25 protein-coding genes and 1 pseudogene are annotated in these 26,811 nt (G+C 38.0%); 21 read left to right on the top strand and 5 right to left on the bottom strand.

Annotation, left to right across the window (positions count from 1 at the left end; translation table 11 throughout):
• Positions 1–111: 111 nt before the first annotated feature.
• Both EHR_RS13555 and EHR_RS04350 read left to right on the top strand, forming a co-directional pair.
• On the top strand, positions 112–702 hold the full coding sequence (locus tag EHR_RS13555) for a hypothetical protein (RefSeq protein WP_014834371.1): 591 nt from the start codon (positions 112–114) through the stop codon (positions 700–702).
• Between the two features lie 493 nt (positions 703–1,195).
• A complete protein-coding gene (locus tag EHR_RS04350) occupies positions 1,196–1,594 on the top strand; it encodes a hypothetical protein (protein WP_014834369.1) in 399 nt (132 codons plus the stop codon).
• Positions 1,595–1,805: 211 nt separating this feature from the next.
• Here the strand turns inward: EHR_RS04350 and guaA are convergent, their stop codons facing one another.
• On the bottom strand, positions 1,806–3,371 hold the full coding sequence (guaA, locus tag EHR_RS04345) for a glutamine-hydrolyzing GMP synthase (RefSeq protein ID WP_010720480.1): 1,566 nt from the start codon (positions 3,369–3,371) through the stop codon (positions 1,806–1,808).
• Positions 3,372–3,430: 59 nt separating this feature from the next.
• Positions 3,431–4,354: a type I pantothenate kinase gene (gene coaA / locus EHR_RS04340; RefSeq protein WP_010736787.1), complete on the bottom strand. Its 924-nt coding sequence runs from the start codon at positions 4,352–4,354 to the stop codon at positions 3,431–3,433.
• A 250-nt stretch (positions 4,355–4,604) separates the two neighbouring features.
• Between coaA and EHR_RS04335 the strand changes: the two are divergent.
• The 15 genes and pseudogenes from EHR_RS04335 (at position 4,605) to deoD (ending at position 19,262) form a co-directional block, all read left to right on the top strand.
• Positions 4,605–5,209 (top strand): annotated as a pseudogene (locus EHR_RS04335) (class I SAM-dependent methyltransferase).
• Between the two features lie 352 nt (positions 5,210–5,561).
• A complete protein-coding gene (locus EHR_RS04330; protein ID WP_014834367.1) occupies positions 5,562–6,125 on the top strand; it encodes a hypothetical protein in 564 nt (187 codons plus the stop codon).
• Positions 6,071–6,967, top strand: coding sequence for a hypothetical protein (locus tag EHR_RS04325; RefSeq protein ID WP_042969858.1), 897 nt, complete (start codon positions 6,071–6,073; stop codon positions 6,965–6,967). The genes EHR_RS04330 and EHR_RS04325 overlap by 55 nt, the downstream gene beginning before the upstream one ends.
• A 67-nt stretch (positions 6,968–7,034) precedes the next feature.
• Positions 7,035–7,217, top strand: a complete 183-nt coding sequence (locus EHR_RS04320; protein ID WP_010736790.1) for a hypothetical protein — start codon at positions 7,035–7,037, stop codon at positions 7,215–7,217.
• A gap of 166 nt (positions 7,218–7,383) precedes the next feature.
• Complete coding sequence (locus EHR_RS04315) at positions 7,384–8,400, top strand: LacI family DNA-binding transcriptional regulator (RefSeq protein ID WP_010720475.1); 1,017 nt, start codon at positions 7,384–7,386, stop codon at positions 8,398–8,400.
• Between the two features lie 140 nt (positions 8,401–8,540).
• Positions 8,541–9,842, top strand: coding sequence for a pyrimidine-nucleoside phosphorylase (locus tag EHR_RS04310; protein ID WP_010736791.1), 1,302 nt, complete (start codon positions 8,541–8,543; stop codon positions 9,840–9,842).
• 14 nt (positions 9,843–9,856) lie between these two features.
• Positions 9,857–10,519, top strand: coding sequence for a deoxyribose-phosphate aldolase (gene deoC / locus EHR_RS04305; protein WP_010720473.1), 663 nt, complete (start codon positions 9,857–9,859; stop codon positions 10,517–10,519).
• Positions 10,520–10,536: 17 nt separating this feature from the next.
• On the top strand, positions 10,537–10,935 hold the full coding sequence (locus EHR_RS04300) for a cytidine deaminase (protein ID WP_010720472.1): 399 nt from the start codon (positions 10,537–10,539) through the stop codon (positions 10,933–10,935).
• A gap of 73 nt (positions 10,936–11,008) precedes the next feature.
• Entirely contained in the window at positions 11,009–12,091 is a 1,083-nt protein-coding gene (locus tag EHR_RS04295; protein WP_010720471.1) for a BMP family lipoprotein, read from the top strand.
• Between the two features lie 502 nt (positions 12,092–12,593).
• Complete coding sequence (locus tag EHR_RS04290; RefSeq protein ID WP_010720470.1) at positions 12,594–14,156, top strand: ABC transporter ATP-binding protein; 1,563 nt, start codon at positions 12,594–12,596, stop codon at positions 14,154–14,156.
• Positions 14,149–15,282, top strand: a complete 1,134-nt coding sequence (locus EHR_RS04285) for an ABC transporter permease (RefSeq protein WP_010720469.1) — start codon at positions 14,149–14,151, stop codon at positions 15,280–15,282. The genes EHR_RS04290 and EHR_RS04285 overlap by 8 nt, the downstream gene beginning before the upstream one ends.
• Positions 15,282–16,238, top strand: coding sequence for an ABC transporter permease (locus tag EHR_RS04280; protein WP_010720468.1), 957 nt, complete (start codon positions 15,282–15,284; stop codon positions 16,236–16,238). The genes EHR_RS04285 and EHR_RS04280 overlap by 1 nt, the downstream gene beginning before the upstream one ends.
• Before the next feature lie 97 nt (positions 16,239–16,335).
• Complete coding sequence (deoB, locus tag EHR_RS04275; RefSeq protein WP_010720467.1) at positions 16,336–17,502, top strand: phosphopentomutase; 1,167 nt, start codon at positions 16,336–16,338, stop codon at positions 17,500–17,502.
• Between the two features lie 212 nt (positions 17,503–17,714).
• Positions 17,715–18,533 carry a purine-nucleoside phosphorylase gene (locus EHR_RS04270; protein WP_010736792.1) on the top strand — a complete coding sequence of 273 codons (819 nt, stop codon included), beginning with the start codon at positions 17,715–17,717 and terminating at the stop codon, positions 18,531–18,533.
• A 21-nt stretch (positions 18,534–18,554) separates the two neighbouring features.
• Positions 18,555–19,262 (top strand): purine-nucleoside phosphorylase, encoded by a 708-nt coding sequence (gene deoD / locus EHR_RS04265; protein WP_010720465.1) that lies wholly within the window; start codon positions 18,555–18,557, stop codon positions 19,260–19,262.
• 54 nt (positions 19,263–19,316) lie between these two features.
• Here the strand turns inward: deoD and gpmA are convergent, their stop codons facing one another.
• From gpmA to rpiA, 3 genes are all read right to left on the bottom strand, one after another.
• Positions 19,317–20,003, bottom strand: a complete 687-nt coding sequence (gpmA, locus tag EHR_RS04260) for a 2,3-diphosphoglycerate-dependent phosphoglycerate mutase (RefSeq protein WP_010720464.1) — start codon at positions 20,001–20,003, stop codon at positions 19,317–19,319.
• A 307-nt stretch (positions 20,004–20,310) separates the two neighbouring features.
• Complete coding sequence (locus EHR_RS04255; protein WP_010720463.1) at positions 20,311–20,892, bottom strand: recombinase family protein; 582 nt, start codon at positions 20,890–20,892, stop codon at positions 20,311–20,313.
• 137 nt (positions 20,893–21,029) lie between these two features.
• Positions 21,030–21,713 (bottom strand): ribose-5-phosphate isomerase RpiA, encoded by a 684-nt coding sequence (rpiA, locus tag EHR_RS04250; RefSeq protein ID WP_010736793.1) that lies wholly within the window; start codon positions 21,711–21,713, stop codon positions 21,030–21,032.
• Between the two features lie 308 nt (positions 21,714–22,021).
• Between rpiA and rpsL the strand changes: the two genes are divergently transcribed.
• From rpsL to tuf, 4 genes are all read left to right on the top strand, one after another.
• Positions 22,022–22,435, top strand: coding sequence for a 30S ribosomal protein S12 (gene rpsL / locus EHR_RS04245; RefSeq protein ID WP_002294318.1), 414 nt, complete (start codon positions 22,022–22,024; stop codon positions 22,433–22,435).
• 91 nt (positions 22,436–22,526) lie between these two features.
• Positions 22,527–22,997 carry a 30S ribosomal protein S7 gene (gene rpsG, locus EHR_RS04240; RefSeq protein WP_010720461.1) on the top strand — a complete coding sequence of 157 codons (471 nt, stop codon included), beginning with the start codon at positions 22,527–22,529 and terminating at the stop codon, positions 22,995–22,997.
• A gap of 78 nt (positions 22,998–23,075) precedes the next feature.
• Positions 23,076–25,160 (top strand): elongation factor G, encoded by a 2,085-nt coding sequence (gene fusA, locus EHR_RS04235; protein WP_010720460.1) that lies wholly within the window; start codon positions 23,076–23,078, stop codon positions 25,158–25,160.
• 171 nt (positions 25,161–25,331) lie between these two features.
• Positions 25,332–26,519 carry an elongation factor Tu gene (gene tuf / locus EHR_RS04230; protein ID WP_010720459.1) on the top strand — a complete coding sequence of 396 codons (1,188 nt, stop codon included), beginning with the start codon at positions 25,332–25,334 and terminating at the stop codon, positions 26,517–26,519.
• Positions 26,520–26,811: the final 292 nt, after the last annotated feature.

Genomic DNA, 26,811 nt, shown 5'->3' with positions numbered 1-26,811 from the left:
GATCTGATAAAATACATCTTTGAACAGCCGTTTGTTTGTTCGCTACTGGATATACAGAACAACAGCGATGACTACCAACAAAAACCTTATTTAACAAAGATGGTTGGGATATTGCTTGATTATTTGGAAATAAAATATCAGATCAAATGTGAAGAACGACAAGAAATCTGCTATAAAATAATTAATGATGGCGACTATATGGAAAATCTTTCTTTTATTTTATATGATAAACATCATCAGTTTTTAAAACAGATACTTCCAGAAATCGAAAGTATTCAAGTAGGACTAAAGAATTATTTAATTAACAAGGATCAAAAAGAGTTATTAAAGTATATGAAAAATGACGAATTTACCAGAAAATTAGTCGCTTTGTTACTTGTCTACTGGCATGATCTGCTAAAAAAGATTGAAACGAGTAAACAAATTAGGGCTTTGATTGTAACCAATTCTGAACAATATGCTAGCTACATTATTGCAAAGCTTGAGCTTTATCTAGGAGGACGATATCGTTTTGTAGCCAGCAAAACCCCGGTAGTTACAGATCAGATGCTACATAAGGAAAATTATGATTGTATTGTTTCCAATACGATGCTGAACAGACAGTTCAATATCCCTATATTTGGTATTTCTATATATCCCAAATCAAGAGAAATTCAAAACTTGATTTTCTTTTATCAACAAACAAGAACAGAAATTACATAGCGTGTTTGATAGTTATTAACTTTGAGAAATTGTTAGTTTGAACATAGGTGGTCAATAAGGGGAAACGCTGATCAATGGTGAATGAATATTCCACAGATAAAAGAAACAAAAAGAAGAGATAGGTTAAAAGTTAACCTAATTTTATGGGCTCTTTGTTAAATGATATGATATTGGTAAAGAGAAATCTTAGAATCATTTGGACAGAAAGAAGAAAAACTTCTTTCTGTTCTTTTAGAGAAGGCAAATATTTCCTCATTGTTTTGGTAGTAATTCAAGTAAGTTTGCAGTAAAAATTACTCATTTAATATTAATGAAAAGTTTAATGTACTTTGCTATTATGGACTAATTAATTAGGAAACAGATGGAGGTTCTCAATGGAAGTACTGAGATTAGTTAGTCAATTTTATGCAATTATAGCGATACCCGTCTTTATTTTTTGTGGTTTTAGATTACGTAATCAAAGAAGGGCTATGGAAAAGAAGAAAAAAATAAAGTGAGTGAAATGTTCCCCGAACTTAGTAAAGAGGACTTAAAGCTGAGAAAAACAGCAATTATAAATTATCAAAATATGTATTTGAATACCACTTTTAAAAGAGGTATTCAAATGTTATTGACTGTTGCATTACTTGCAAGTATTATAGGCGCTTTGGTCACTAGTATGCTTTATCAAGATTTTTCGACTAGTTTCCTATTTATCATTGCATTAACCTTTTGTATTTTACTTCTTAGTATAATCGCTCCGTCAAGTCAGAAACAAACACAGTTTTGGGAGAATTATCTAAATCAACATCCCGATAATCCATTGAAAATCGTTCTGTTGGACAGGGAAGATGTCGAAAAGATAACTGCAATAAGAAAAAACAAGTTATTAACTTTATGGTCATCGAGTTAGCTTTTCTGATTTTTTACGTTCTTTATTTTTAGCAAGATCTCCGATTTTATACGAATAGTCAATTGATTGTCAAAGATAAGAGTGGCAAGAAATTAGAACGATTGATTGGAATGGAGATAGAAAGAATTTTATCAAAAGGCTACAGAATAAGTGTGATAATGAAAAACAGCCAACAAACATTGATTTAACAACGTTTGTTGGCTGTTTTTTATTATTCCCACTCCACAGTTGCAGGTGGTTTAGAAGTGATGTCGTACACGATACGGTTGACGTGAGCGACTTCGTTTACGATGCGGACAGAGATTTTTTGTAAAACATCCCATGGGATACGGGCAAAGTCTGCTGTCATCCCATCAATAGAAGTGACTGCACGGATACCTACTGTATAGTCGTAAGTACGGCCATCGCCCATTACACCGACAGAGCGGATTCCTGGTAGAACAGTGAAATATTGCCAAATGTCACGATCTAAGCCAGCTGCTGCGATTTCTTCACGTAAGATCGCATCTGATTCACGGACGATTTCTAGTTTTTCTTCACTGATTTCACCCAAGACACGGATACCTAGACCAGGACCTGGGAAAGGTTGACGCCAAACGATTGAATCTGGCATTCCTAGTTGTGTTCCTAATTCACGGACTTCATCTTTGAATAATGTGTTCAAAGGTTCGATCAATTGGAATTGCATGTCTTCTGGTAGTCCACCCACGTTATGGTGAGATTTGATCGTTTGAGCAGTTTCCGTTCCACTTTCGATCACATCAGTATAAAGTGTTCCTTGGGCTAAGAAAGCAATTCCTTCTTCTCCCGCTAATTTTGTTGCTTCATCATCAAAAACATACACAAATTCATTACCAATGATTTTACGTTTTTGCTCAGGATCAGAAACGCCGGCTAACTTGTCTAAGAAACGTTTTCTTGCATCCACTTTGATAATATTTAGACCAAATTTCCCGCCTAAGCTTTCCATTACTTGGTCTGCTTCGCCTTTACGCAATAAACCATGGTCAACAAAGATGGAAGTTAGCTGATCACCGATTGCTTTTTGTAAAAGAACACCAACGACACTAGAATCCACGCCGCCAGAAAGTCCAAGCAATACTTTTTTATCGCCAACTTGTTCACGAATTTTTTCGATTTGCATATCGATGAAGTTATTCATTGTCCAGTTTCCTTCACAATGACAAACATCAAAAGCAAAATGACGGAGTAATTCGATTCCGTATTCAGAATGACGAACTTCTGCATGGAATTGGATACCATAGAAATTACGTTTTGTGTCTTGGATGGATGCGATCGGGCAGTCTTTACTTGTACCAACGATTTCAAATCCTTCAGGAACTTGGGTTACTAAGTCCCCGTGGCTCATCCAAACGGTTTGTTGTTTAGGTGTGTCATTGAACAATACTGCATCGTCACTGGTTACTTCTAACTGAGCTTTTCCGTATTCACGGTTTTTAGCTGGTTCAACTTTCCCACCTAGCTTATACGTAATCAATTGCATACCGTAGCAAATACCCAATACAGGAATCCCTAAGTTAAAGATTTCTGGATCGATTCCAAAAGCATTTTCATCATACACACTGTTAGGACCACCGGAAAGAATGATTCCTTTTGGATTCATTGCTTTTACTTCTTCAGCAGAAACCCGATGGCTCAATAATTCAGAAAAAACTCCTAAATCACGGATGCGTCGTGTAATCAATTGGTTATACTGGCTACCGTAGTCTAATACGATAATCTTTTCAACGTTTGTCATGTCGGCAACGTTTGTCACATTTATTACCCCTATCCCTTTAAATTTTATCTCAAAATAGAATAAACTATTTTAAAATGCTAATATTTTCGCATGAAAATCGAATCGATAATATGATTTTCAGTTTTATGGAGAATTATATCTGCTCTGCCACGAGTAGGCAAGATATATTCGTTTAAATTTTTCAAATTCACATTTTTCCATACTTCTTGCGCCATTTTAAATGCATCGTCACGATCGCCAATAGCAAATTGATAGTAATAATTTTGTGGATTTTGAAAAGCGGTGTCGAGTAAGGCACCGAATCGATCTAAATACCATTTTTCAATTAATGATGAATCAGCATCAACATAAACAGAAAAATCAAAAAAATCACTGACATAGATTTGTTGATTAGCAGGCAGTTGCAGCGTGTTGATTCCTTCAATAATCAGAATATCAGGTTGTTGGATCAATTCATATTCGCCAGGAATGATATTGTAAATGTCATGTGAATAAACAGGTACTTTTATTTCTTCCTGACCGGATTTTACTCGATTAAGAAAATCGATCAACATCTCCATATCATAACTTTCTGGGAATCCTTTACGATTCATGATCCCTCGTTCTTTTAACGTTTCATTAGGATATAAAAAACCATCAGTTGTAATCAACTGAACATTCCTGCGTTTAAATGTACGTGATAAGATCGTTTGTAACAGGCGAGCTGTTGTGCTTTTTCCAACGGCAACACTCCCAGCAATTCCAATAATAAATGGCGGTACTTCGACATATTTATGAAGAAATAGACCTTTACTTAATGAAAGAGATTCAAATTCTTTCATATATAGATAAATCAAATGAGCAAGAGGAACATAGATATCTCGAACATCTTGCATTGAAATACGGTCATTTAAACTTTTGATGTTATCTAGCTCGTCTTGGGTCAAAGGTGCTTGTCCATTACGATAAAATTCACGCCATTCTTCTCTTGCCACACGGTAGTAGTTCATTGGATCATTCATAATAGCCTCCTGCATTCTCCCATCAATGGAATCATTTTAACATAAAACACGGCTAAACCCCACCACTAAACGAGAATGGTTATAAGTCTCTTATTTTTAACTGAATAAATAAAAAGGATGACATATCAAAATTCATTCTGTTCGTGTTTCTGATCAACTATTTATTTAAACTAGGAAAAATAGACATTGCATGCCAATTGATAAAAGGATAGACTAAGAAACAAGAAACAATATAAAAAGGATGAACGATATGACGAATCATTATTATTCGCAAGAGCCAACGACAGAACATGACTTTGAACAATGGTCATTTGAATTAAAAGGAAAAAACTTCCAATTTGTAACAGATTCAGGAGTATTTTCACGTGAAACAGTCGACTTTGGTTCACGAGTGTTAATTGATACCTTTAATTGGGAAGAGCTGCCAGCTGATGGCAAAATTTTGGATGTTGGTTGTGGCTATGGTCCGATTGGATTGGCGATCGCTTTTGCTAGTCAGCGATTTGTTGAGATGGTCGATATTAACTCTCGGGCAGTAGAATTAGCTCAAGGAAATGCGAACCGCAATGGGATCAAACAGGTGGATATTCATCAATCGAATATCTATGAAGCAGTTCATGAAGAAACTTATGCAGCAATCGTCAGCAATCCGCCAATTCGTGCCGGTAAAAAAGTGGTACACGAAATTTTAACCGAAGCATATCCAAGGTTAAAATCGGGTGGAACACTAACCATTGTCATTCAAAAAAACAAGGGGCTCCTAGTGCGAAAAGCAAAATGGCAGAGACCTTTGGGAATGCTGAAATCGTCCATAAAGAGAAAGGGTACTATATCATCAAAAGTATCAAAGAATAACTGTTTGATTGTGGTGTTTGAGACTAAATAAAAAGCTATGACAAAATAACACACTCTAAAAGCAACCGAAGAATCCTAAAATAGAAGTAACTATTTTCGGGTCCTTCGGTTTATTTTTGTCCCTTTCTTTCTATTAAAAAACAGGCGATAGGTACTCTAGGTCATGGGAATATGGAGATCGTAAAAAAGTTGATGAAAGGAGTGAAACACTTCGCTAACTAGTGGAACTTTTTCCTATTGAAAAGTGGCGTATTTCAAGGAGCTAATAATTGAATAACGTTTCTTCCTTTTTTAGAAAACAAAACTAGCATGGTATTGAAAAATTTGAGTGACTTGAAAGGAGAATAAAAAGATGACACAAACCAGAATGATAGTAGATACTAAATCTATTTTAGAATTACCCATGTATAACCAGGAAAACGTATTAAGGTATTTAGAAAAAGACCATGTCGAAATGGCTACAACATTTAAAGCATGGGAAGAAAAGGCGAAGGGGATCGTCCAGAACAATAAAACGAAAAGAGAAAAATTAAATAGCAAAAGAGAAAAAAGTGAAGTTCAGCCAGATGATCAACATGTTGCTTTAACAAATGAACTTTTAGATCTCTTAGATGGATTAGTACATCATGGTTTGCATCAGTATCGTCCCACGCTGGTGTCTAAGTATAAAAATCTATTGATATGGAAAGATCAAGAAAAATTTGATTTCTTACTTAAGAATCGAGATGCTAAGAACGGGTTCACTCAAATCATGAACGACAAGCCTATTATTAAGCTTTACCAAAAAAACCAAAGAAATTTGCTCAGATCAAAAAAGGCTACCATTCTCAAAAAAACAACGATGTCCTATTTGTTGGAAACATGCTGCTGTTTGAACTACTTGATTTTTCTCGCTCAGAGAGGGAACAACTGGTAAAAGAATTTCTAACCCATACGATTCCCAACGATCAGCGACGAGACAACTTAAATCAAGAAATTCAAAATCGTCCTGCGGCAACGCTTGACAAGCTTTCACAGAGAAATAAAACAGTCTATTGGGAGTTTGTTAGTATTAGAAGTGTGGCAGATTATTCTAAAGTAAAACATGTGAAAGAACAAATTGATCATCAAGATGGATTGACTCCAGAAGAAAAACAGGCACTTCATAACGATTTAGATGCACGTATCGCCAAATTTAATAGTCAAGCTATACTGTTTGAAGAAGCAGTTGCGGATTTAAGTGAAAAAAATATGGATTTACATAAGATGTTCAAAAAAGATGTACCACAAGAGCGAATTGACTTGCTCAAAGGAATCAAAGATGAGTCAAATTTGGATTGGCTAACAAAGAATGTGTTGACCGAAGAATTAGTAAGAAAACAAGTGGCTCAAGAAAAACTAGATACATATAAAGCACTGATGAGTGACAAACAATTGACCCGAGAAGTGGTAGCTAGCATCAAACAAAGCAAAGAGTATTCAGAAGAAATAAAAAAAGCTCTCATTTCTGAAATTAATCCCTCAGAGGAAGCGAAAAAGAACAACATCAAAAAAATATCAGTTATCAAACAGGAATTTTTCATTAGAAAGCAACTGTTAGAAGTACTAAAAGAACTAGTGGCAACGGATAAAACCTATCAGCCGCTTTTTGAACAAATAGAAAAAGCCACGAATAGTAATGAAAAACAAAACGATGATCGCCACGGATCGAACGGCAGGTTATCAAAAAGAGCTTCAACTTTTTTCATCTGTTCGAGAAAAGATTCTAGAACTCCATAATGAAATCTTAAACGATTAGGAAATAGCTCATGATGAGAAAAAAATACTTCTCAAGCAGGTAGATGGAATGGTAGGAGCGATTGAAAAACGGGATTCTGAACATCTAGCTGCTGATAATTTAGTAACCCAAAGTCAGAAGTCTTCTTTGAGTGAGAAAGTAACTAGTGCAATCAATAATAGAAAAGATCAATCGCTAGTTACTCAAGCTAATGAAAAAACTCCTATGAAAGAGAAGAACAATGACAGATGATCGGCAGTTACAGCAGTTTTTAAGAAGTCAGTTTAGGAAATTGGCACTTTCCAAGCTATTTATTTTTATTAGTGAATAAAAGATTTTTTCTTATTTTTTCTATCTATTCTTTTTATATGCTTTTGGTAAACTAAAAAAGAATTTACATCATAAAGGAGGAGAAGAAGTGAAACTAACGATCCGAGACATTGCAGAAATGGCAGGTGTTTCAGTCACCACTGTATCACAAATTTTAAATAATAAAGGGAGCCGCTTTAGTGATAAAACACGAAAAAAAGTCCTGAATATTGTTAACGAGCACCATTATAAACCAGATTACTTTGCCTCGAATGTGATCAATCGTCATTCTAAAACGATTGGTATGATCGTGCCAGATGTCACTGACTTCTTCTTTTCTAAATTGATTGAAGGGGTCGAGAGTTACTTGAATCCACTGGGGTATGTGATCATGCTTTGCAACTCTCGTCATAGTCAAGAAAATGAAATCAAGTATTTAAAAGAATTGGCTCATCGCTCAGTGGATGGAATCTTATTGGCTACGCCCAATGTTTTGCCAGATGACTATTCTTTAGATAGTGGTTTTTATAAAAATATGCCGATTATTTTGATTGATCGTGGATTGAATACCAGAGATAATGGTCGGTTGATTGTAAAAGAGTATGAGGGGGCTTATCAAGCAGTTTCTTTGTTTATTAAGAACGGTCATACCAAAATCGGTATGCTCAAAGAAACAACAGGCTATTACCAGTTAGAAGAACGGTTCAACGGGTATCGTCATGCACTAAAGGATCATGGAATCCCTTTCAATGGAAAGTATGTAGAACAAGGGGAGTTGACGGTCCAAGGTGGATACGAGGCGTCTAAACGGCTCTTAAAGCACAAAGATCTTACAGCAATTTTTTGTGGAAATGACGCAATGGCGATTGGTTGTTACCAAGCGATTGATGAATTAGGCAAAAAAATCCCCGATGATATTTCAGTTATTGGTTTCGATGGGTTGAAGTTATCCGAGTATATGATCCCTCAATTGACAACAGTGAAACAGCCAAGTTCTGATATTGGATTTTATGCCGCAAGATTTTTGATCGACACGATCGAGTTCCCACAACGCAAAGTTCCGAACAAAGTCTTTGAAACAAAATTAATTATTCGTGAGAGCATAAAAACATTGACAAAGGGATAACTCAGCGTTATATTGCTTATGTAAGTGTTTACAAAGGCGTTGAGTAGCTCTTTGTATTCTTAGTAAACTGGTTTACTAAAGTGGTTTACCTTTTGGAAAATTCCTGTATAATACCGAATGAAGACGAGGAGGATCAAGCAATGCGAATGGTGGATCTGATTGAAAAAAAGCGAGACGGAAATGAATTATCGACAAAAGAAATCGAGTATATTATTACAAAATACACGAATGGTGAAATTCCAGATTATCAAATCAGCGCATTGTTGATGGCGATCTTTTATCAAGATATGACCGATAGAGAAATCACGGATTTAACACTTGCCATTGCCCACTCAGGAGATGTCATTGATTTAAGTCCTTTAGATGGGATCAAAGTGGATAAACACTCTACAGGTGGTGTGGGAGATACGACAACGTTGATCTTAGCACCTTTAGTCGCAAGTGTGGGTGTTACAGTTGCCAAAATGTCTGGTAGAGGTTTGGGGTATACAGGTGGTACGCTGGATAAACTAGAAGCAATTCCTGGATTTCAAATCGAACTTTCTGATGAAGCGTTTATCCGAATTGTCAATGAGAGTAAAGTGGCTGTTATTGGACAATCAGGAAATCTTGCACCAGCAGATAAAAAACTTTATGCTTTGCGGGATGTGACTGCGACAGTGGATTCGATTCCTTTGATTGCCAGTTCGATTATGAGTAAGAAAATTGCCGCAGGAGCAGATGCGATCGTTTTAGACGTGACGACAGGTGACGGCGCCTTTATGAAGAATATTGAAGATGCTAGACGTTTAGCAAAAACAATGACTAGTATTGGAAAATTAGCTCATCGTCAGACAGTAGCCGTAATTTCTGATATGTCTGAACCTCTTGGTGAAGCAATTGGTAATAGTCTTGAAGTTGTGGAAGCAATTGAAACGTTAAACGGCAATGGACCAGAAGACTTGCTGGAAATGTGTTATGCATTAGGGAGTCAGATGGTGGTCTTAGCCAATCAAGCAGCAACAATCGAAGAAGCTAGAAGTTTACTGCAAGAAGCGCTAGAATCTGGCAAAGCCTTAGACAAATTTAAGGAAATGATCCGTAATCAAGGTGGAGATGACTCTATCGTAGACCAACCAGAACGATTACTGACAGCTAAGTATGTTGTTGAGTTGCCAGCCAAATCGAGTGGTATTGTCTCAAAACTCGTTGCGAATGAGTTGGGGATTGCAGCTATGATGTTAGGTTCAGGACGCAAAACTAAAGAAGATGATATTGATCACGCAGTTGGTCTTAAATTAAATAAAAAAATTGGTGATCCTGTAAAAGAGGGAGAATCATTGTTGACAATCTACAGTAATACAAAAGAGATTTCTTCTGTTCAAGAATTGCTCTATCAAAATATCCAAATTAGTGACTCGGCTGAAAAGCCTACGTTGATACATGATATCATCACCGAATAAAAGGAGAGAAAAAAATGGAATTGAACCGAATGATCGATCACACCATCTTAAAAGCAGATGCTTCTCAAGAAGACGTTATGCGAATTATTGAAGAAGCAAAGAAATACCATTTCTATTCTGTTTGTATCAACCCAACATGGGTCGCACTAGCAAAAGAACAATTAAAAGGCGAACCAGTGGCAGTATGTACAGTAATTGGCTTTCCTTTAGGAGCTAATACTGCTGAAACTAAGGCTTTTGAAACTACAAATGCGATTGAAAATGGCGCAGATGAAGTGGATATGGTCATCAATATTGGGGCAATGAAGTCTCAACAGTTTGATAAAGTCCAAAAAGATATTGAAGCAGTGGTTGCAGCGGCCAAAGATCGTGCTTTAGTCAAAGTCATCATCGAAACAGCTTTATTAAATCATGAGGAAATTGTAAAAGCTTGTGAGCTGGCAAAAGCCGCTGGGGCAGACTTTGTTAAAACTTCTACAGGATTTTCAACTGGAGGAGCAAAAGTCGAAGATGTTCGTTTAATGCGTGAAACTGTTGGACCTGAAATGGGTGTAAAAGCATCTGGTGGTATCCATAACGAAGCTGAAGCTTTGGCAATGATTGAAGCTGGTGCGACAAGAATTGGTACCAGTGCAGGAGTTTCGATTATGTCAGGATCTACTGGCGAAGGCTATTAAGTAGTAAGGGGAAGCTTATGACAGAAGTGAAGCAAGAATGGATCAACATTGCAGTAGAAGCATTGGATAAAGCATATGTACCATATTCACATTTTCCAGTAGGTGCATGTTTAGTCACTGAATCTGGAAAAACGTATCAAGGGGTCAACATCGAAAATGCCTCGTTTGGTTTAACCAATTGTGCGGAGCGCACGGCTTTTTTCAAAGCTGTTTCTGAAGGAGAAAAAGAGTTTACTCATTTAGTAGTGGCTGGTCATACGCCAGAGCCAATTTCTCCTTGTGGTGCTTGTCGTCAAGTAATGGCTGAGTTTTGTGTACCAGACATGCCGGTAACTTTAGTAGGGGATAACGGTGTGACTAAGGCAATGACGGTTAAAGAACTATTACCTTACGCCTTTACAGAAAAAGATCTATAGAATTATCACTCATGTTCATTCAGTCAGCTGACTGTTGAAAAATAAAACAATTATTTTAGGGGGCTTTACAGAAATGAAAAAAGCAAAATTATTTGGTTTAAGTGCTGTAGCGTTATCTGCTGGGTTATTATTGGGCGCATGTGGCAGCGGATCAGATTCAACTGATTCAACCGGTGGAAACAGCGGTTCAAAAACAGCAACTGCAGCATTGATCACAGATACGGGCGGTGTTGATGACCGTTCATTCAACCAGTCAGCTTGGGAAGGACTACAAGCTTGGGGGAAAGATCATGATCTATCACGTGGAAATGATGGGTTCCAATATTTCCAATCAGCAAATGAATCAGATTATATCCCTAATATTGACCAAGCTTTGAATGCAGGTTTTAAAACAATCTTTGGTATTGGTTATAAATTGAAGCCAGCTATTGAAGAGCAAGCTGCATCAAATCCTGAAACAAACTTTGCTATTATTGATGACGTTATCGACGGCAAAGACAACGTGGTTTCAGCAACATTTAAAGATAACGAAGCTTCTTATCTTGCTGGGATTGCCGCAGCTTACACAACTGAAACAAACACTGTTGGTTTCATTGGTGGGGTAAAAGGTGAAGTAATCGATCGTTTTGACGCAGGATTCAAAGCTGGTGTAGATGCTGGTGCAAAAGCTTTAAACAAAGAAATTAAAGTCTTGAATCAATATGCAGGAGACTTCTCAGCGCCAGATAAAGGACGTTCAATTGCTCAAGGAATGTATGCACAAAATGCAGATATCATTTTCCACGCATCTGGTGGTACTGGTAACGGTGTATTCCAAGAAGCGAAATCATTAAACGAATCAGGCGACAAAAAAGTTTGGGTTATCGGGGTTGACCGTGACCAATCGGACGAAGGCGAATACACTTTAAACGGTGAAAAGAAAAACTTTACTTTGACATCAACTCTAAAAGGTGTAGGAACTGTTGTTGAAGACTTAGCTCAAAAATCAGCTGACGGTGATTTCCCTGGTGGAGAACATACCGTTTACGGATTGAAAGAAGACGGTGTTGGTATCACAAAAGGTCAACTTTCAGAAAAAGCAGAAAAAGCTGTGAATGAAGCAAAAGAAAAAATCATCTCAGGAGATATCAAAGTACCAGAAACTCCTGAAAAATAATCAAACGAATTTCTATAGCCTTGTTGGACAATTGTTTGACAAGGCTATGGTTTAGTAAATAACTAACGATTGTTTCTTTATCAAGATGTTGCTGAGAAGCTATTTTCGTTTTTTTGTTCTTAATTCTTGAAGTAGAACATGCTGCTCACAGCCTCTTACTAAACGGCGTTCAAGAAGCAGCTCCTCAACAATAAGCGATGATTTTTAAAAATATGAGAAGCTATTTTAAAAAATCCTCTCTTATTTGCTCGGAGCTAAACGCTTCTTTCACAGCCTCTTGCTAAACGGCATTCAAAGAGCTGACCTTCGGCATTAAGTCAAAAAATCTCAAAACATGAAAAGCTGTTTCGAGATTTTCTTCCTTAATGATCAGGTCAAAACGCTCTTTTCACAGCCTCTTGATAAGGGAATAATCCCCTGAAGTTTTTGCTTCAATTTGAGATTTTATGAAAAATCTTTGTTAATCGTTGCCTAGATAGAAATCGTTAGGATGTGAAAAATTGTGGTTCAAGAAAATATTGTCATCGAAATGCGGAATATCACCAAACAGTTTGGTACGTTCAAAGCAAATGACAACATCAACTTGCAAGTGAAAGCAGGAGAGATCCACGCTTTACTTGGAGAAAATGGTGCCGGAAAATCAACCTTGATGAATGTGCTCTCAGGCCTTTTAGAGCCAACATCAGGTGAAATACTGATGCATGGGAAAGAAGTGAAAATTACAAGTCCGACAAAAGCGAACCAGCTAGGTATCGGAATGGTCCATCAGCACTTTATGCTTGTGGATGCATTTACTGTTACTGAAAATATTGTTTTGGGAAGTGAGCCAAGTCGAGCAGGGGTACTTGATCGTCGCCAAGCACGTGAAGAAATCCAAAAGCTTTCTGAACAATATGGTTTATCGGTCAATCCTGATGCGTATGTCCGAGATATCTCTGTTGGAATGGAACAACGGGTAGAAATTTTAAAAACACTTTATCGTGGGGCAGATGTCTTGATTTTTGACGAACCTACAGCAGTATTAACGCCACAAGAGATTGACGAACTGATTGTAATCATGAAAGAGTTGGTCAAAGAAGGAAAATCGATCATTTTGATCACCCATAAGTTAGATGAGATTAAAGCTGTAGCAGATCGTTGTACAGTTATCCGTCGTGGTAAAGGGATTGGTACAGTAAATGTAAAAGATGTCTCTTCACAACAATTGGCAGATATGATGGTTGGACGTACGGTTTCATTTAAGACAATGAAGAAAGAAAGTCAGCCTCAAGAAGTTGTGTTATCGATTGAAAATCTAGTGGTTAAAGAAAACCGAGGATTGGACGCAGTCAAAGACTTAAGTTTAGAAGTACGAGCAGGAGAAGTTTTAGGAATTGCTGGTATTGATGGTAACGGACAGTCAGAATTGATCCAGGCGTTAACCGGTTTACGTAAAGCAGAAAGTGGAACGATCCGCTTAAAAGATGAAGATATCACGAATAAAAAGCCAAGAAAAATTACGGAGGCTGGTGTAGGACATGTGCCCGAAGACCGTCATAAGTATGGCTTAGTTCTGGATATGACGTTAGCGGAGAATATTGCTTTACAAAATTACTACCAAAAACCTTACAGTAGGAATGGCTTATTGAATTATTCTTTGATAAATGAACATGCACGTGAATTAATCGAAGAGTATGATGTTCGGACAACGAATGAACTTGTGCCAGCAAAAGCATTATCAGGTGGGAACCAACAAAAAGCAATCATCGCTCGGGAAATCGATCGTGATCCTGACTTGTTGATCGTTGCTAATCCGACACGTGGACTAGATGTTGGAGCAATCGAGTTTATTCATAAACGTTTGATTGAACAAAGAGACAAATACAAAGCGGTCTTATTGATTAGTTTTGAATTAGAAGAAATTTTGAATGTTTCTGATCGTATTGCGGTACTCCACGAAGGAAAAATCGTGGGAATCGTTGATCCAAAAGAAACTTCTGAAAATGAACTAGGATTACTTATGGCGGGCTATTCTTTAGAAGAAGCAAGAAAAGAGTTAGAAAAGGTTGGTGGCGCACATGAATGATCGCAATGAAAAGATACGTAATCTCCTAGTTCCTATTTTTTCGGTAATTCTAGGTTTAGTTTTAGGTGCTATCTTGATGGCAGCTTTTGGTTATAACCCAGGCCAAGGTTATTCTTCAATGTTAAATGCGTCCCTTGGTTCTCAAAGAAGTATTGGTGAAACATTACGGCAAGCAACACCGTTGATTTTTACTGCATTAGGTTTTTCTGTTGCGAACTCAGCAGGATTCTTCAATATCGGGCTTTCGGGACAAGCACTCTGTGGTTGGATCGTTAGTGTGTGGGTAGCACTTGCCTTTCCTGATCTGCCAAAAGTCATTTTATTACCGACTTGTGTGATTTTAGGTGCTTTGGCAGGAGCTTTGGCTGCGGCTATCCCAGGGGTATTAAGAGCCTTTTTCGGTACAAGTGAAGTAATCGTCACTATTATGATGAACTATATTTTACTTTATTTAAGTACTTTTGCTTTACATGACATCATGCCAGATACGTATCGTTCAAGCTTAGATTCTTCAAATTTGATTGGGCAAAATGCTTCTCTTAGATTACCTTGGCTGACACAAATGTTTGGCGGTTCTCGTGTAAATGCTGGTTTGTTTTTAGCATTGATTGCACTGGTTGTTGTTTGGCTATTGATGAAGAAAACGACGTTAGGCTTTGAAATTCGTTCGGTAGGTCTAAATCCTTTTGCTTCTGAGTATGCTGGAATGAGTAGTAAACGTACGATCGTCTTCTCCATGATGATTTCAGGCGCTTTAGCAGGACTTGGTGGAGTAGTCGAAGGATTAGGAACGTATCAAAACTTTTTCGTTCAAACAACTTCCTTAGCCATCGGATTTGACGGAATGGCTGTGTCACTGTTAGGTTCTGGTTCAGCGATTGGAATTTTACTTTCAGCACTCTTGTTCAGTATCTTGAAAATCGGTGGTTTGGGGATGCAAACAGGTGCCGGTATACCATTTGAAATCGTAAATGTATCGATTGCATTGATTATTTTCTTTGTTGGGATCAACTTCTTGATTCGTTTCATTATGGCGAAATTCTTCCAAGGTAAAAAACAAGAAGCGATCGTGGAGACTGTTGAATCGAAACCAACAAATCAGAGTCAAGAAGGAGGAGAATTATAATGTCAACAACTGAGTTAATTGCTTTAATCCTCACTTCAACGTTGGTTTATTCAACACCATTAATTCTTACATCTTTAGGTGGAACTTTTTCTGAACGAAGTGGGATTGTCAATGTAGGTTTAGAAGGCATCATGGTTATGGGTGCTTTCAGTGCGGTAGTATTTAATCTAACCATGAGTCCTACCTTAGGAGACATGACACCATGGATCGCTATTTTAGTCGGTGGGATAGTTGGTGTGTTATTCTCTTTATTACATGCAGTAGCAACTGTTAGTTTACGTGCAGACCATATCATCAGCGGGACAGTTATCAACTTGATGGCACCAGCTTTGGGTGTATTTTTAATTAAAACATGGTATGGAAAAGGACAAACTGATAACATTTCAGTTAACTTAGGATATTTCTCATTTCCTGGATTATCAAAAATTCCAGTAATTGGACCAATTTTCTTTAAAAATACATTTTTACCAGCTTATTGTGCCATTTTAATTGCGATTCTTGCTTGGTTTATTATCTTTAAGACAAAGTTCGGACTTCGCTTACGTTCAGTGGGTGAAAATCCTCAAGCAGCGGATACATTGGGAATCAATGTTTACGCGATGCGTTATTCTGGGGTATTGATCTCTGGTTTACTTGGCGGAATGGGTGGCGCAGTATTCGCTCAATCGATTTCAGGGAATTTCTCTGCCGGAACGATCGTAGGTCAAGGGTTTATCTCAATGGCTGCTATGATCTTCGGTAAATGGAATCCACTAGGGGCCATGGGCGCTTCTTTATTCTTTGGTTTTGCGCAAAGTTTAAGTATCATCGGAGCTCAATTACCAGTGATTTCTTCGATACCGCCAGTATTGCTGCAGATTGCACCTTACCTATTAACCGTTATTGTGTTAGTAGCGTTCTTAGGAAAAGCATCTGGACCTAAAGCGAACGGTAAAAATTATATAAAATCAAAATAAACTTTTAGTGAATAAAAAGGGTGGGTTACGGGAAATGTTTTTTCGACTCGCCCTTTTTGATTTAATAGCAATAATAAAAAAGAAAGAAGGAATAATCATGTTTAAACGCGTACATTTGATTGTCATGGATTCAGTAGGAATCGGTGAAGCGCCAGATGCTGAAAAATTTGGTGATAAAGGTTCAGATACACTAGGGCATATCGCAAAAGAAGCTGGTTTGACAATTCCTCATTTAGAACAGTTAGGATTAGGAACGATTCGCCCATTAGAAGGTGTCGAAGCGGTTAAAAACCACCAAGGCTATGCCACTAAATTAGAGGAAGTATCTGTAGGAAAAGATACAATGACCGGTCACTGGGAAATCATGGGTCTGAACATCAAGACACCATTTCGAGTATTTCCTAACGGTTTCCCTGATGAATTACTCAAACAAATTGAAGACTTCTCAGGACGCAAAATTGTTTGCAATCAACCATATAGTGGAACCGCTGTTATAGATGACTATGGTGAACATCAAATGAAAACTGGTGATTTGATCGTCTATACGTCCGCAGATCCAGTTCTACAAATTGCTGCGCATGAAGAAATTATTCCTTTAGAAGAACTTTATCGGATTTGTCAGTTCGTTCGTGACATTACTAAAGACGACCCATACATGATTGGTCGAATTATTGCGCGACCTTACGTTGGAGAACCTGGTAATTTTACTCGTACGAGCAACCGACATGATTACGCATTGGATCCATTCGGGCATACGGTTTTAGATTCATTAAAAGAAGCAGGAAAAGACGTTATCGCTGTTGGAAAAATCAACGATATCTTCAACGGTCAAGGGATTACAGAGTTCGTCCGTACGAAAAGCAACATGGATGGCGTTGACCAATTATTAAATGTGATGAAAAAAGAGTTTACAGGGATCAGTTTTACTAATTTAGTTGATTTTGATGCATTATTTGGACATCGTCGGGATGTTGTAGGTTATGCCCACGCAATTGAAGATTTTGATTTACGTATTCCTGAAATATTAGAGGCAATGGCAGAGGACGACTTACTGATGATTACTGCTGACCATGGAAATGATCCAACATTCCCTGGAACAGATCATACACGTGAATATGTACCATTATTAGTTTTCAGCAAAAAAATGCAAGGACAAGGAAGCTTGCCACAAGGCTACTATTCAGATATCGCAGCAACGATTGCTGAAAACTTCGATGTTCCTGCTACCGAAAACGGCGAAAGTTTCTTAAAACTTTTGAAATAGGAATGACAGACCGCGTTTGAAAATTTGACCTGAAAAAGCGTAACTAAGATAGGTCAATCATTTTGTTCAAAGAGCCATCTTGCTTTAACAGTATCAATCAAGAGGTGAAAAAGCCTTGTTAATCAGGCATACCTGTTTTTTTAGCTAGTCGAACGACAGGGCTTCTAACCTCTTGACTTCTGTAGAAAAAAATAGTTAATAGGAGAAAGTAAATGACCCAATTAAGCGAAATGTTACAAGAAACGACTCAATTTATTCTAGAAAAGGGCGTAAAAGAAATTGATTTTGGTTTGATCTTAGGTTCAGGTTTAGGAGAGTTAGCGGAAGAAATCGAGGAAGCGATCGTGATTCCTTATGACCAAATCCCATTTTTCCCAACATCAACAGTTGTCGGCCATGCTGGTCAATTAGTCTATGGTACCTTGTCTGGTAAAAAAGTTCTGGCAATGCAAGGACGATTCCATTTTTATGAAGGTCATTCAATGCAAACTGTCACTTATCCTGTGCGGGTAATGGCAGCATTAAAGGCTCATTCGGTGATTGTCACGAATGCAAGTGGTGGGGTAAATGAATCATTTGTTCCTGGCGATTTGATGTTGATTACTGATCATATCAACTTCACAGGTCAAAACCCATTGATTGGTCCTAACGAAGATGAGATCGGTCCACGCTTCCCTGATATGAGCGAGGCGTATACCTTAACTTACCGTGAAGTAGCCAAAGAGGCTGCGAGCCAATTAGATTTGACTCTTAAAGAAGGGGTATATATGGGCTATTCTGGACCAACATATGAAACACCAGCAGAGATTCGGATGTCACGTACGATGGGAGCAGATGCAGTCGGAATGTCCACTGTGCCAGAAGTGATCGTTGCAGCACATAGCGGATTGAAAGTTCTCGGCATTTCATGTATCACTAATTTAGCAGCAGGCATGCAAGCGAACCTTAACCATGAAGAAGTGGTGGAAACAACGCAACGTGTCAAACAATCATTTAAGGCATTGATTAAAGAAGTATTAGTATTACTATAACTGAATCAAGGAGAGTGTCAGATGAGCGTACACATTGAAGCAAAACAAGGAGAGATCGCTGATAAAATACTACTTCCAGGCGATCCTTTACGAGCAAAGTATATTGCTGAAACATTTTTAGAAGATCCAGTATGTTACAACCAAGTTCGTGGGATGTTAGGTTTTACTGGAACCTACAAAGGCGAACGTGTTTCGGTACAAGGAACGGGGATGGGGATGCCGTCAGCGACGATCTATGCCCATGAATTGATTCATTCATACGGTGTGAAAAAATTGATACGAGTGGGTACATGTGGTGCATTATCTAAAGATGTCCATGTTCGTGATCTTGTTTTAGCCCAAGGAGCAGCTACTAGTTCTTCGATGATCGAGAAAAATTTCCAAGCCTTTCATTTTCCGCCGATCAGTGATTTTAATTTATTGTTGAAGGCGTATGAAATTTCAAAAGACAAAGGATTTACCACACATGTAGGAAATGTTCTCTCGGAAGATTCATTTTATAAAGATGATTCAACAGAAACGTTTAAATTAGCTGAATTAGGTGTGCTAGGTGTGGAAATGGAAGCAGCTGCTTTATACTATTTGGGAGCAAAATATCATGTCCAAACATTAGCAATCATGACAGTGAGTGACCATTTGCTTACCGGAGAAGAAACAACTGCAGAAGAACGACAAACGACATTTAACGAAATGATCGAAGTCGGATTAGAAACAGCAATCGCAGATTAATAAAAGAAGTGAGCGAGTGATTCAATTGAATCGCTTGCCCACTTTTTTTATTTATTATAAATAGTATTTTTTAGCAACTGTCAAGTCATCGTTTAATTCATAAACAAGTGGTTGACCAGTTGGAATTTCAAGATCCATGATATCTTCATCAGAAATTCCTTCGATGTGTTTTGCTAAAGCACGTAGAGAGTTACCATGTGCAGCTACTAAAACAGTTTTGTTGTCTAGTAAAGCTGGAGCAATTTCGTCTTGCCAGAATGGTAAAGCACGTTCTAAAGTAACTTTCAAGTTTTCGCCACCAGGAATATCGCGTTTGTCTAACATTGCATAACGACGATCGTTTGCAGCAGAACCTTCGTCACTTTCGTCCATCAATGGAGGAAGAGTGTCGTATGAACGACGCCAAATGTGTACTTGGTCATCTCCATATTTTTCAGCTGTTTCTTTTTTGTTCAATCCTTGTAATTTACCATAATGACGTTCGTTTAAGCGCCATGATTTGATTTGAGGAACCCAAAGTTGATCTGAGTGTTCTAAAATCAAATTACATGTTTTGATGGCACGAGTTAAAACTGAAGTGTAAGCAACATCAAATTCAATTCCAGCTTCTTTGATTTTGCGTCCGCCTTCTTTGGCTTCTTCGATTCCTTCTGGTGCTAAGTTTACGTCAGCCCAACCAGTAAATTGGTTTAATGCATTCCATTCACTAAGACCATGACGAGAAAAAACTAATTTTGGCATGTTTAGCTCTCCTTTAAAATAGGTTATATTTCTGAAAATTTCAGTTCTGCTTTATTGTACAATTTTTTTGACTAGATTTCCATTGAAAAATGAAGTTAATGAAAGGGAAAATCAGAAGATAGACAGATAAAAAACAAAAATAATTCTTACAGTGACAGATAAACAGAGGTAGGTGGGTCAATGGCTGCACTGTCATTGATCCACCTACCTATTCATTATATACAGTTGATTCGTCTTTAGCAGACAGTCTGCGTTTGTTGCGCCAATCCATTTTTAAATGAAAGAATATCAAGATGTAGGCAGTCGTTTAAGATAATTGCTGAATCTCTTTTTCTGGAAGATTGATATATTTATAACAGGTTCCGACTGATACACCACATTTAGTAGAAATTAATTGGATCGTTTCTTTTTTTTCATAATAAAGCCGACGAATTTTTTTAATTGTTTTTGGATCGATTTTTGGACGACCCCCGATTTTACCTTTTTTACGTGCTTCATCTAACCCAACAAGTGTCCGTTCCTTGATTAAAGAGCACTCCATAATGGCTAATCCTTCCATTAGTTGAAAATAGATTTTCCCCATCGGTGTACGCGTATCGATTTCTTCTTGGATACTAACTAGGTGTAAGCCACGATCTTTGAATAATTGTGTGAGTTCTGTTAGCTGACGAGTGGACTTCCCTAGACGATGAAGTTGACAGATAACTAAAGTATCGCCTTGTCGCATTTCCTTGATTACTTTTTCTAAACAAATATTATTAGACACCGCATCTTTAGACTTGTATGTCTCGTGAAAAATCTCCTGACAACCAAAATTAGAGAGTTGCTCCACTTGTGTTGTAAGATCAACATCATTTATGGTTGTGCGTGCATAACCAATAATCTTCATGGTGATTCCTTTCTAGCAATGATTTTCTGTCTATAGATAACAGTAAAAATGTAGCATAAAGTCCATTGAAAAGATAGTTTTTTTATGTTTTTAAAATGAACTATTTTTGCTAATTTTTATAACTAATATCAGGGTTGTTATTTTTGATGAGGTGAGTCGATAATTGATACGCCTTGTGCGGAGCCGACAACGACTTTTGAAACCATATTTAAAAACAGTCCATGTTCAACGACACCAACCAGTTGATCAAGGTACGTTGCTAAAGCTTCAGGGTCATTGATCACTTCTAAATGTAAGTCAATAATGTAATGACCACTGTCTGTTTTGACTATCTGACCTGTTTCGGTTTGACGTAAAACAGGTTGGTAACCTTTCTCATCAAAGATCCGCATCAATTGTTGAGCGCCATAAGGAATCACTTCTACTGGAAGAGGGAACTGCCCAAGTTGCTCCACTAATTTTGATTCATCAACGATCCAGATGACTTGTTTTGAATACGTAGCAACAATTTTTTCAAAAAGTAATGCTGCGCCACCACCTTTAATTCCTTGAAATGCTTTACTGATTTCATCAGCACCATCGATCGTGAGATCAACTACGGGTACTTCATCAATACTCTTAAGAGGGATACCTAATTTTTCTGCTTGTTCTTTAGTGGCATTCGATGTAGTGACACCAGTGATGTTTAATCCTTCTTCACGCATTCTTCTACCAATTTCTTCTACCATATAATAGGCTGTAGAACCGGTACCCAAACCAACGATCATTCCGTCCTTCACAAATTTAGCTGCTTCAATTCCAGCTGCTTGTTTCAAATTCATCTGTTGTTCCCACCTTTTCTTTCGTCTCTATTCATAGCTATTTTATATTGAATGATTGGAAAAAGATAGCGTCCTTTTTTTAATTTCAAATGGCTAAAAAAAATACATAACACTGGTTGACAGAGTACTTTATTCATGATATCCTAACCAAGGTGCTTTATCTACAGGTCTCTGGTAAAGAGACGTGCTGACTGTTTATCAAAGCATATTTGATAAAGATGCAGAATTGCATTTATTTTTTATCGCAAAAAAAGAACCACCTGGATGTGTGGAACTAGACGCGAATCGTGGGAAGGAGGAAACAAGGAATGCCTACAATTAACCAATTAGTACGTAAACCTCGTAAATCAAAGGTGGAAAAATCTAATTCACCTGCTTTGAACAAAGGATATAACAGCTTTAAGAAAACTCAAACAAACGTGAACTCTCCTCAAAAACGTGGGGTAGCAACACGTGTGGGTACAATGACACCTAAAAAACCGAACTCAGCTTTACGTAAATATGCTCGTGTTCGTTTGTCAAACTTAATTGAAGTTACTGCTTATATCCCAGGGATTGGTCACAACTTACAAGAACATAGCGTAGTATTACTACGTGGTGGACGTGTAAAAGACTTACCAGGGGTACGTTACCATATCGTTCGTGGTGCACTTGATACAGCTGGTGTAAACGACCGTAAACAAAGCCGCTCTAAATACGGTACTAAAAAACCTAAAGCTTAATTTTAATTATTAAACAAATGAAACTTGTTCTTACTATGTTAAGAGAGTAAGGCAATTACTATGAAGAATATTTCGGAAGGAGGAGTTACGGATGCCACGTAAAGGTCCTGTTGCAAAACGTGATGTTTTACCAGATCCTATTTATAACTCAAAATTAGTAACTCGCTTGATCAACCGTGTAATGGTTGACGGAAAACGCGGTGTTGCAGCTAGTATTATTTATAACGCCTTTGATTTGATTAAAGAATCTACAGGTAATGATCCATTAGAAGTGTTTGAACAAGCTATGAAAAATGTTATGCCTGTTCTTGAAGTTAAAGCACGTCGTGTTGGGGGTTCAAACTATCAAGTACCAGTTGAAGTTCGCCCTGAACGTCGTACAACTTTAGCTCTTCGTTGGGTAGTAAACTACGCTCGCTTGCGCGGTGAACACACAATGGAAGAACGCTTAGCAAAAGAAATCATGGATGCTGCAAACAACACTGGTGCTTCTGTTAAAAAACGTGAAGACACTCATAAAATGGCTGATGCCAACCGTGCATTTGCTCATTATCGTTGGTAAGATCCTCTCTGCCTGTTGGGTTAAACGACAGCAGAAAGTCAATTTACAATCGATTTAAATAAAGAGAGGAGTAAGAAAATGGCAAGAGAATTTTCGCTAGAAAAAACTCGTAATATTGGTATCATGGCTCACGTTGATGCAGGTAAAACTACAACAACAGAGCGTATCTTGTACTATACTGGTAAAATCCATAAAATTGGTGAAACCCACGAAGGAGCTTCACAAATGGACTGGATGGAACAAGAACAAGAACGTGGTATCACAATTACATCTGCTGCGACTACAGCGCAGTGGAAAGGTTACCGTGTAAACATCATCGACACACCAGGACACGTAGACTTCACAATTGAAGTTCAACGTTCTCTACGTGTATTAGATGGTGCGGTAACTGTACTTGACTCACAGTCAGGTGTTGAACCTCAAACTGAAACAGTTTGGCGTCAAGCAACTGAGTACCGAGTGCCTCGTATCGTATTCTGTAACAAAATGGATAAAATCGGTGCGGACTTCTTGTACTCAGTAAAATCATTGCATGATCGTTTGCAAGCAAACGCGCATCCAATCCAATTGCCAATCGGTGCTGAAGAAAACTTCACTGGTATCATCGACTTGGTTAAAATGAAAGCTGAAATCTATACAAATGACTTAGGAACAGATATTCAAGAAACTGAAATTCCTGAGGAATATTTAGAACAAGCTCAAGAATGGCGCGAAAAATTAGTCGAAGCTGTTGCTGAAACAGACGAAGAACTAATGATGAAATATCTTGAAGGTGAAGAAATCACACAAGAAGAATTGATTGCTGGTATCCGCCGTGCAACAATTAATGTTGAATTCTTCCCTGTATTAGCTGGTTCAGCGTTCAAGAACAAAGGGGTTCAATTAATGTTGGATGCCGTTCTTGATTACTTGCCTTCTCCAGTTGATATCGAAGCAATCAAAGGGATCGATACAAAAACAGACGAAGAAACAACACGTCCAGCTGACGATGAAGCTCCTTTTGCTTCATTAGCGTTTAAAGTAATGACTGACCCATTCGTAGGTCGTCTAACTTTCTTCCGTGTTTATTCTGGTGTCCTTGAAAGTGGTTCATATGTATTGAACGCTTCTAAAGGCAAAAAAGAACGTATCGGACGTATTCTACAAATGCACGCCAACACTCGTCAAGAAATTGATAAAGTGTACTCAGGTGATATCGCCGCTGCTGTTGGATTGAAAGATACAACAACTGGGGATACATTATGTGCATTAGACTCACCGGTTATTCTTGAGTCAATCGAATTCCCTGACCCAGTTATCCAAGTTGCTGTTGAACCTAAATCAAAAGCAGACCAAGATAAAATGGGTGTTGCGTTGCAAAAACTTGCAGAAGAAGATCCTTCATTCCGAGTTGAAACAAACGTTGAAACTGGTGAAACTGTTATCTCAGGTATGGGTGAGTTGCACTTAGACGTTTTAGTAGACCGTATGAAACGTGAATTTAAAGTTGAAGCAAACGTTGGTGCTCCACAAGTTTCATACCGTGAAACATTCCGTGAAGCAACAAAAGCTGAAGGTAAATTCGTACGTCAGTCTGGTGGTAAAGGTCAATACGGTCACGTATGGGTTGAATTTACACCAAACGAAGAAGGTAAAGGCTTCGAATTTGAAAATGCAATCGTCGGTGGGGTCGTTCCTCGTGAATACATCCCTGCTGTTGAAAAAGGACTAGAAGAATCTATGAATAACGGTGTTCTTGCTGGCTATCCATTAGTGGATATCAAAGCAAAACTTTACGATGGTTCATACCATGACGTCGATTCAAATGAAACAGCCTTCCGTGTTGCTGCATCTATGGCTTTAAGAGCTGCTGCAAAACACGCACGTCCTGTTATTTTAGAACCAATGATGAAAGTAACGATTACTGTTCCAGAAGATTACTTAGGTGATATCATGGGACACGTAACTAGCCGACGCGGTCGCGTTGAAGGTATGGAAGCACATGGTAACTCACAAATCGTTAATGCGATTGTTCCATTGGCTGAAATGTTCGGTTACGCAACAACATTGCGTTCAGCAACTCAAGGACGCGGTACATTTATGATGGTATTTGACCACTATGAAGATGTTCCTAAATCAGTCCAAGAAGAAATCATTAAGAAAAACGGCGGTAAAGCTGAATAATTTCTTAAAACAAGATCGTCTGTTTGACAGATTATCTAAAGAGACTGTATTTTTAATATAGTTTCGTGTAAAATAATTATCGATGATATGGGCATGTGATAGACTTTTGGTTTATCACATACCTATCAGACAAATAAAAAATATATTGTATTTTTAGGAGGACATTTTAAAATGGCAAAAGAAAAATTTGACCGTTCTAAACCACACGTTAACATTGGTACAATCGGACACGTTGACCACGGTAAAACAACTTTAACAGCAGCAATCACAACTGTACTATCTAAGAAAAACGGCGGCCAAGCTATGGCTTACGATCAAATCGATGGTGCTCCAGAAGAACGCGAACGCGGAATCACAATTTCAACAGCTCACGTTGAGTACGAAACTGACACTCGTCACTACGCTCACGTTGACTGCCCAGGACACGCGGACTACGTTAAAAACATGATCACTGGTGCTGCTCAAATGGACGGAGCTATCTTAGTAGTTTCTGCTGCTGATGGTCCTATGCCTCAAACTCGTGAACATATCCTATTATCTCGTCAAGTTGGTGTTCCATACATCGTTGTATTCTTGAACAAAGTAGATATGGTTGACGACGAAGAATTACTAGAATTAGTTGAAATGGAAGTTCGTGACTTATTAACAGAATACGAATTCCCTGGTGACGATGTTCCTGTAGTTGCTGGTTCAGCTTTGAAAGCTTTAGAAGGCGACGCTTCATACGAAGAAAAAATCCTTGAATTGATGGCTGCAGTTGACGAATATATCCCAACTCCAGAACGTGACAACGACAAACCATTCATGATGCCAGTCGAAGACGTATTCTCAATCACTGGTCGTGGTACTGTTGCTACAGGTCGTGTTGAACGTGGACAAGTTCGCGTTGGTGACGTTGTAGATATCGTTGGTATCGCAGAAGAAACAGCTCAAACAACAGTTACTGGTGTTGAAATGTTCCGTAAATTATTAGACTACGCTGAAGCTGGAGACAACATTGGTGCTTTACTACGTGGTGTTGCACGTGAAGACATCCAACGTGGACAAGTTTTAGCTAAACCAGGTACAATCACACCTCATACAAAATTCTCTGCAGAAGTATACGTGTTGACAAAAGAAGAAGGTGGACGTCATACTCCATTCTTCACTAACTACCGTCCACAATTCTACTTCCGTACAACTGACGTAACAGGTGTTGTTGAATTACCAGAAGGAACTGAAATGGTTATGCCTGGCGACAACGTAACAATGGAAGTTGAATTAATCCACCCAATCGCTATCGAAAACGGTACTAAATTCTCAATCCGTGAAGGCGGACGTACAGTTGGTGCCGGTGTCGTTACTGAAATCAAAGCTTAATCTTTGATCAACTGAATTGTAAGCAACATTGTATTCGGACAATAAAAAGTCATGGTGTCATTAGACATCATGGCTTTTTTTATGGCTTATTTTAAACTTTATTGAGTAAATGAAAGCATTTTGTTTGACAAAAGGAAAAAAAGATGTTGACAAAAAAACGTTCCCTCGATAAAATTAAAGCGTTAACATATTTATTTTTCATGTGACTAGATCATACTAGGCATGGGAAGATTCCGTCGATAAGGAGACTTTGGTGGAATTTTTCTATGCTTTTTTTGTTGTCAAGCTTAAG

Source organism: Enterococcus hirae ATCC 9790 (assembly GCF_000271405.2).
Taxonomy (GTDB): Bacteria; Bacillota; Bacilli; order Lactobacillales; family Enterococcaceae; genus Enterococcus_B; species Enterococcus_B hirae.
Note: the sequence above shows the minus strand (reverse complement) of the source record. Positions and strands in the feature narration are given on the sequence as shown.

Excerpts from the sequence above, each read along its gene's own strand:
- coaA (WP_010736787.1), bottom strand. The coding sequence starts at position 4,354 with ATGAATGATCCAATGAACTACTACCGTGTGGCAAGAGAAGAATGGCGT.
- EHR_RS04330 (WP_014834367.1), top strand. The coding sequence starts at position 5,562 with ATGACACAAACCAGAATGATAGTAGATACTAAATCTATTTTAGAATTA.
- EHR_RS04325 (WP_042969858.1), top strand. The coding sequence starts at position 6,071 with ATGCTGCTGTTTGAACTACTTGATTTTTCTCGCTCAGAGAGGGAACAA.
- EHR_RS04320 (WP_010736790.1), top strand. The coding sequence starts at position 7,035 with ATGGTAGGAGCGATTGAAAAACGGGATTCTGAACATCTAGCTGCTGAT.
- EHR_RS04310 (WP_010736791.1), top strand. The coding sequence starts at position 8,541 with ATGCGAATGGTGGATCTGATTGAAAAAAAGCGAGACGGAAATGAATTA.
- deoC (WP_010720473.1), top strand. The coding sequence starts at position 9,857 with ATGGAATTGAACCGAATGATCGATCACACCATCTTAAAAGCAGATGCT.
- EHR_RS04300 (WP_010720472.1), top strand. The coding sequence starts at position 10,537 with ATGACAGAAGTGAAGCAAGAATGGATCAACATTGCAGTAGAAGCATTG.
- EHR_RS04295 (WP_010720471.1), top strand. The coding sequence starts at position 11,009 with ATGAAAAAAGCAAAATTATTTGGTTTAAGTGCTGTAGCGTTATCTGCT.
- EHR_RS04285 (WP_010720469.1), top strand. The coding sequence starts at position 14,149 with ATGAATGATCGCAATGAAAAGATACGTAATCTCCTAGTTCCTATTTTT.
- EHR_RS04280 (WP_010720468.1), top strand. The coding sequence starts at position 15,282 with ATGTCAACAACTGAGTTAATTGCTTTAATCCTCACTTCAACGTTGGTT.
- deoB (WP_010720467.1), top strand. The coding sequence starts at position 16,336 with ATGTTTAAACGCGTACATTTGATTGTCATGGATTCAGTAGGAATCGGT.
- EHR_RS04270 (WP_010736792.1), top strand. The coding sequence starts at position 17,715 with ATGACCCAATTAAGCGAAATGTTACAAGAAACGACTCAATTTATTCTA.
- deoD (WP_010720465.1), top strand. The coding sequence starts at position 18,555 with ATGAGCGTACACATTGAAGCAAAACAAGGAGAGATCGCTGATAAAATA.
- gpmA (WP_010720464.1), bottom strand. The coding sequence starts at position 20,003 with ATGCCAAAATTAGTTTTTTCTCGTCATGGTCTTAGTGAATGGAATGCA.
- EHR_RS04255 (WP_010720463.1), bottom strand. The coding sequence starts at position 20,892 with ATGAAGATTATTGGTTATGCACGCACAACCATAAATGATGTTGATCTT.
- rpiA (WP_010736793.1), bottom strand. The coding sequence starts at position 21,713 with ATGAATTTGAAACAAGCAGCTGGAATTGAAGCAGCTAAATTTGTGAAG.
- rpsL (WP_002294318.1), top strand. The coding sequence starts at position 22,022 with ATGCCTACAATTAACCAATTAGTACGTAAACCTCGTAAATCAAAGGTG.
- rpsG (WP_010720461.1), top strand. The coding sequence starts at position 22,527 with ATGCCACGTAAAGGTCCTGTTGCAAAACGTGATGTTTTACCAGATCCT.
- fusA (WP_010720460.1), top strand. The coding sequence starts at position 23,076 with ATGGCAAGAGAATTTTCGCTAGAAAAAACTCGTAATATTGGTATCATG.
- tuf (WP_010720459.1), top strand. The coding sequence starts at position 25,332 with ATGGCAAAAGAAAAATTTGACCGTTCTAAACCACACGTTAACATTGGT.